This window comes from Candidatus Eisenbacteria bacterium (genome assembly GCA_016867495.1).
Lineage (GTDB): Bacteria > Eisenbacteria > RBG-16-71-46 > CAIMUX01 > VGJL01 > VGJL01.
Genome location: VGJL01000176.1, coordinates 1 through 5,328, shown reverse-complemented (window position 1 = coordinate 5,328; position 5,328 = coordinate 1). Strand labels below are relative to the sequence as shown.

6 protein-coding genes are annotated in these 5,328 nt (G+C 66.1%); all 6 read left to right on the top strand.

Annotated features, from left to right (window positions below):
- Nucleotide 1: 1 nt before the first annotated feature.
- Complete coding sequence (locus tag FJY88_11635) at nucleotides 2-289, top strand: NADH-quinone oxidoreductase subunit A (protein ID MBM3287983.1); 288 nt, start codon at nucleotides 2-4, stop codon at nucleotides 287-289.
- A complete protein-coding gene (locus FJY88_11630; protein ID MBM3287982.1) occupies nucleotides 259-825 on the top strand; it encodes an NADH-quinone oxidoreductase subunit B in 567 nt (188 codons plus the stop codon). Before FJY88_11635 ends, FJY88_11630 begins: the two co-directional genes overlap by 31 nt.
- Before the next feature lie 111 nt (nucleotides 826-936).
- On the top strand, nucleotides 937-2,565 hold the full coding sequence (locus FJY88_11625) for an NADH-quinone oxidoreductase subunit D (protein ID MBM3287981.1): 1,629 nt from the start codon (nucleotides 937-939) through the stop codon (nucleotides 2,563-2,565).
- Between the two features lie 9 nt (nucleotides 2,566-2,574).
- Complete coding sequence (locus FJY88_11620; GenBank protein MBM3287980.1) at nucleotides 2,575-3,150, top strand: NAD(P)H-dependent oxidoreductase subunit E; 576 nt, start codon at nucleotides 2,575-2,577, stop codon at nucleotides 3,148-3,150.
- A gap of 7 nt (nucleotides 3,151-3,157) precedes the next feature.
- The gene (nuoF, locus tag FJY88_11615; protein MBM3287979.1) at nucleotides 3,158-4,474 is read left to right on the top strand and encodes an NADH-quinone oxidoreductase subunit NuoF; all 1,317 of its coding nucleotides are present in this window, start codon (nucleotides 3,158-3,160) and stop codon (nucleotides 4,472-4,474) included.
- On the top strand, nucleotides 4,467-5,328 hold an 862-nt coding region (locus FJY88_11610), incomplete at its 3' end, for a 2Fe-2S iron-sulfur cluster binding domain-containing protein (protein ID MBM3287978.1). The genes nuoF and FJY88_11610, both read left to right, overlap by 8 nt.

The window sequence follows — 5,328 nt, the reverse complement described above, 5'->3', positions numbered from 1 at the left end:
GCTGCTCAGCTCGCGGCTCGGGCCCAGGAACCCGTCGGCGGGCAAGCTGACGCCCTATGAGTCGGGCGTCCTGCAGCGGTCTCTCCCGCGGGGGCGATTCCCCGTGAAGTTCTATCTAATCGCGGTACTCTTCCTTCTCTTCGACGTGGAGGCGGTCTTCCTCTTCCCGTGGGCCGTCGCCCGCGGAAACCTGGGGTTGGCCGGCGATCTGGCCATGGGGGTCTTCTTCCTGATCCTCGTGCTCGGTCTCGCTTACGAATGGCGCAAGGGAGGGATGGAGTGGGAGTGAGCGAAGACCCGGCCCGGCGCGGCGTCCCCGCCGATTCCCCCGGCCGGCCCCTGCCCCGCGGGATCCATCGGGAGTCGCCCGTCGGCGAGGGAGTCTACCTGACCAAGCTCGATCTGGCGATCAACTGGGCGCGCAAGAACTCGATCTGGCCCCTTCCCTTCGGGACCGCGTGCTGCGCGATCGAGTTCATGGGGGTCGTCTCGTCGGTCTTCGATCTCTCCCGATTCGGGGCCGAGGTGGTCCGATTCTCCCCGCGGCAATCGGACCTGCTCCTCGTCGCCGGAACGGTGACCTACAAACAGGCGCCGATCCTGCGGCGGATCTACGAGCAGATGTGCGAGCCGAAGTGGGTCGTCGCCATGGGAGTCTGCGCCTCCTCGGGAGGCTTCTACGACAACTACTGCACGCTTCAGGGAATCGACAAGGTGATCCCCGTCGACTTCTACATCGCGGGCTGCCCGCCAAGGCCCGAGGCGATCCTCCAGGCGCTGCTCGAGATCCAGAAGAAGATCGAGCGCAATCCGGCGCCGCGCTAGGGGACCATGGAGACGCGACGCGCGGTGGACCAGGAGATCCGGGAAATCGACCTCGCTCCCCTCCATGCGAGACTCGGCGCGGCGATCCTCGGCCGGGAGTCGATGGTCGGCATGCCGGTCGTGCGGCTCGCCCGCGGGGCGATCACGGAGGCCCTTCGCTTTCTGCGGGACGAGCCCTCCTACCGGTTCGACATGCTGACCGACCTCACCGTCGTGGACTGCGGCGAGCTCCGCGACGGAGACCGGTTCGACGTGGTCTATCTGCTCCACTCCCTCGAGCGCGGGGAGCGTCTCGCCATCAAGAGCCCCGTTCCCGAAGAGGACTGCTGGATCGAGACGGCCACGGGGATCTACAAGAACGCCGACTGGACCGAGAGGGAAGCCTACGACCAGTACGGCGTCGTCTTCCGCGATCACCCCAACCTGAAGCGGATCCTGAATCACAAGGAGTTCGTGGGCCATCCCCTCCGCAGGGACTACGACATCTACAAGGGGCAGTGGCTGAGCGAAGTAGATGACCTGGAGGATGAGCTGGAGCGCCGCAGGAGGCGGGACCCGACGCCCCGGGGCGGACAGGCCGATGCGATGATCCTCAACCTGGGCCCGAGCCATCCGGCGGCCCACGGGACCCTGCGCAACCTGGTCGAGCTCGAGGGGGAGACGGTCCGCTACTGCATCCCCGAGATCGGCTACCTCCACCGCGGCTTCGAGAAGTCCGCCGAGACGCACGAGTACAACCAGGTCATTCCATACACCGACAGGCTGAACTACTGTTCCTGTCTCATCAACAACGTGGCCTACTCGCGCGCCGTCGAGGCGCTCTGCGGGATCGAGGTCACCGATCGCTGCAAGTTCATCCGGGTCATCATCACCGAGCTGTCGCGCATCATGGATCACCTCGTCTGCAACGCGGCGAATCTGGTCGATCTGGGAGCGCTCACGAACTACTGGTACCTGTTCAACCTCCGCGAGCGGATCTACAACGTGATCGAGAGCCTGACCGGAGCGAGGCTCACGACTTCCTACACCCGGATCGGCGGGCTCTGGGCCGACATCACCCCGGACTTCGAGGAGGCGGTCCGCGCGGTTCTCAAGGAGGTGCCGAAGGCTGTCGGCGACACCCTGAAGCTCATCGCCCGCAACAAGATCTTCATCGATCGGACGGTCGGGATCGGAGTGATCGACGCCGAGGAGGCGATCAGCTTCGGATTCACGGGGCCCTGCCTGCGCGCGACGGGGTACGAGTACGATCTGCGCAAGCGGCACCCGTACGACCACTACGACAGCTTCGACTTCGAGATCCCGAGCGGGCACCAAGGGGACACCTACGACAGAGTGATGGTCCGCTTCGAGGAGATACGGCAGAGCTGCCGGATCGTGGAGCAGGCCCTCGACAAGATGCCGTCCGGGCCGGTCAATGTCGAGCACCCGCGGATCATCCTTCCGCCGAAGAAGCAGACCTATGAATCGATCGAGGGGCTCGTCGGGCACTTCAAGCTGATCATGCACGGCGTCAACCCGCCCGTGGGCGAGGCCTACGTCGCGACCGAGGCGGCGAACGGGGAGCTCGGGTTCTTCATCGTCAGCGACGGCGGGATGAAGCCGTACAAGTGCAAGGTCCGCCCCCCCTGCTTCCACATCTACTCCGCCCTGCCGCGGCTTGTGGAGGGCGGAATGGTCGCCGACGTGGTCGCGATCCTGGGGAGTCTCAACATCATCGCCGGAGAGCTGGACAGGTAGGGGATCCGCATGCAGCCATTCGAGAGATCCGATCCCGCCCACGACCCGACGCTCCGGGATCCATGCCCCCTGAGGCGGCTGGGGCATCCGCTCGCTTTCTCCGCTGAGGAGGAGGATAGGATCGAACGGCTCCTCTCGCGCTATCCCACAAGGGAAGCGGCCATTCTTCCCATGCTCTGGATGATTCAGGACAGGCACGGGTGGATCCCGGAGGAGGCGGTGAGCCTGGTGGCCGAGCGGTGCGGCGTGCCGCCCTCGCACGCCTACGGAGTGGTCAGCTTCTACACGATGTTCCGCAGGGAACCGGGCGGACGACACCAGTTGCAGATCTGCACCAATCTCTCCTGCCAGCTCATGGGCGCGGAGCATCTCCTCGATTGCCTGCGGAGGAGGCTCGGGATCGGACCGGGGGAGACGGCCGCCGATGGGCTCTTCACGCTCAACGAGGTCGAGTGCCTCGCGGCCTGCGAGATGGCCCCGGTCGTGCAAGTCGATGACGAGTTCCACGGGCCACTCGACGACCGCGGGCTTGGCGAGCTTCTCGATGGGCTGCGGGCCCGGGCCGCCAAAGAGGGGAGGATCTAGGAGGACGATGGCGGCGGAGGTCAAGCTGCTCTCCCGCAACTTCGGGAGCCCCGAATCGTGGACTCTCTCCTCCTACGAGAGGGCCGGCGGCTATCGCACGGCCGTCAAGGCGCTCCGGATGGATCCGGCCGCGGTGACGGAGGAGGTCAAGCAGTCGGGCCTGAGGGGACGCGGAGGCGCCGGCTTTCCGACAGGCATGAAATGGGGGTTCGTGCCGAAGGACTCGAACTCCCCGAAGTATCTCTGCGTGAACGCCGACGAGAGCGAGCCGGGGACCTTCAAGGACCGCTACCTGCTGGAGCTCGATCCGCATCAGCTCATCGAGGGGATCGTCATCACCTCCTGGGCCGTCGGGATCCATCGCGCCTACATCTATGTCAGGGGGGAGTTCGGGCTTCCCTACCACCGCCTCCAGGCGGCAGTCGATGAGGCCTATGCCAAGGGGTATCTCGGCCCCCGGTCGTTCGGGACCGCTTTCGACCTCGATGTGACCATTCACCGAGGAGCCGGCGCCTACATCTGCGGCGAGGAGACCGGGCTGATCGAATCGCTCGAGGGAAAGCCGGGAAGGCCGCGCATCAAGCCGCCGTTCCCGGCCGTCGTGGGCGTCTTCGGCGGCCCGACCGTCGTGAACAACGTCGAGACCCTCTCAGCCGTTCCGTGGATCATCGAGAACGGCGCCGCGGCCTACCGGAGCTACGGCACCGAGAAGTCCCCCGGCACCAAGCTCTTCAGCGTGAGCGGCCCGGTCGCCCGGCCGGGCGTCTACGAGGTCCCCCTGGGCCTGCCGCTCAAGACGCTGGTCTACGATCTCTGCGGCGGGATTCGGGGCGGCAAGGCGATGAAGGCGAACATCCCCGGCGGCTCGTCCGTGCCCGTCCTCACGCGCGAGGAGGCCGAAGGCGCGGACCTCGACTACGAGAGCCTCGCCGCCGCGGGCACCATGCTCGGATCGGGAGGCATGATCGTCATCGACGAGGAGACATGCATGGTCCGGGCCCTCTCCACGCTCATGAAGTTCTACGCCCACGAATCGTGCGGGCAATGCACGCCTTGCCGCGAGGGGACGGGTTGGCTCCGAGGCCTCGTCGCGAGGCTGGAAGCCGGGGGAGGTAGCCCGGCCGACATGGACAAGATCCTCTCGATCACGAATCGCATGATCGGGACGACGATCTGCGTTCTCTCCGACGCGGCGGCCATGCCGGCCGCGAGCTTCGTGACGAAGTTCCGCGGGGAGTTCGAACGGCACGTCGGCGCGGGCCGCTGCCCCTTCCGGTCCGATCCGCTCCTCGCCGGAGCCGCAAGGAGACAGGATCATGCCTAGGGTGATCATCGACGACCGGGAGATCGATGTCCCCGAGGGGTTCAACATGATCCAGGCGGCCAAGCTCCTGGGAATCGAGATCCCGCACTTCTGCTACCACCCGGGGCTCGGTGTCGACGGCAACTGCCGGCTCTGCTTCATCGAGATCGATGGAGTCCCCAAGCCTCAGATCGCCTGCAACACATTCGCGCGCGACGGGCTCAGGATCCGCACCGACACGGAGGCCGTGCGCGATCTCCGCAAGGCGGTCCTCGAGTTCTTCTTCCTGAACCATCCCCTGGACTGTCCCATCTGCGACCAGTCGGGGGAGTGCCTCCTGCAGGACTTCTACATGCGCCACGGCCAGTACGAGAGCCGCCTCGACCTGCCGAAGGTCCACAAGGGGAAGGTCGTCGACGTGGGGCCGCGCGTGGTCCTGGACGCCGAGCGCTGCGTTCTGTGCACCCGCTGCGTCCGTTTCTGCGACAAGATCTCGGGGACCGGAGAGCTGCGGGTCATCAACCGCGGCAACCACAGCGAGATCGGCGTGCTCCCCGGCAAACCGCTCGACAATCCATACAGCCTCAACACCGTCGATCTCTGTCCCGTCGGGGCGCTCACGAGCAAGGACTTCCGCTTCAAGTGCCGCGTCTGGTTCCTGACGACGACACGGTCGATCTGCGCGGGCTGCGGCAGAGGGTGCAACATCTACCTCGAGCACTACGAGGAGGAAGCGCAGCGATACCGGCCCCGCGAGAACCAGGCCGTCAATCGCTGGTGGATGTGCGACGACGGGCGGCTCACCTACAAGGTCCTCAACGAGGGGCGCTGCGAGGCGCCGCTGCGAAGGGGAGAGGAGGCGCCGGGTTCCGAGG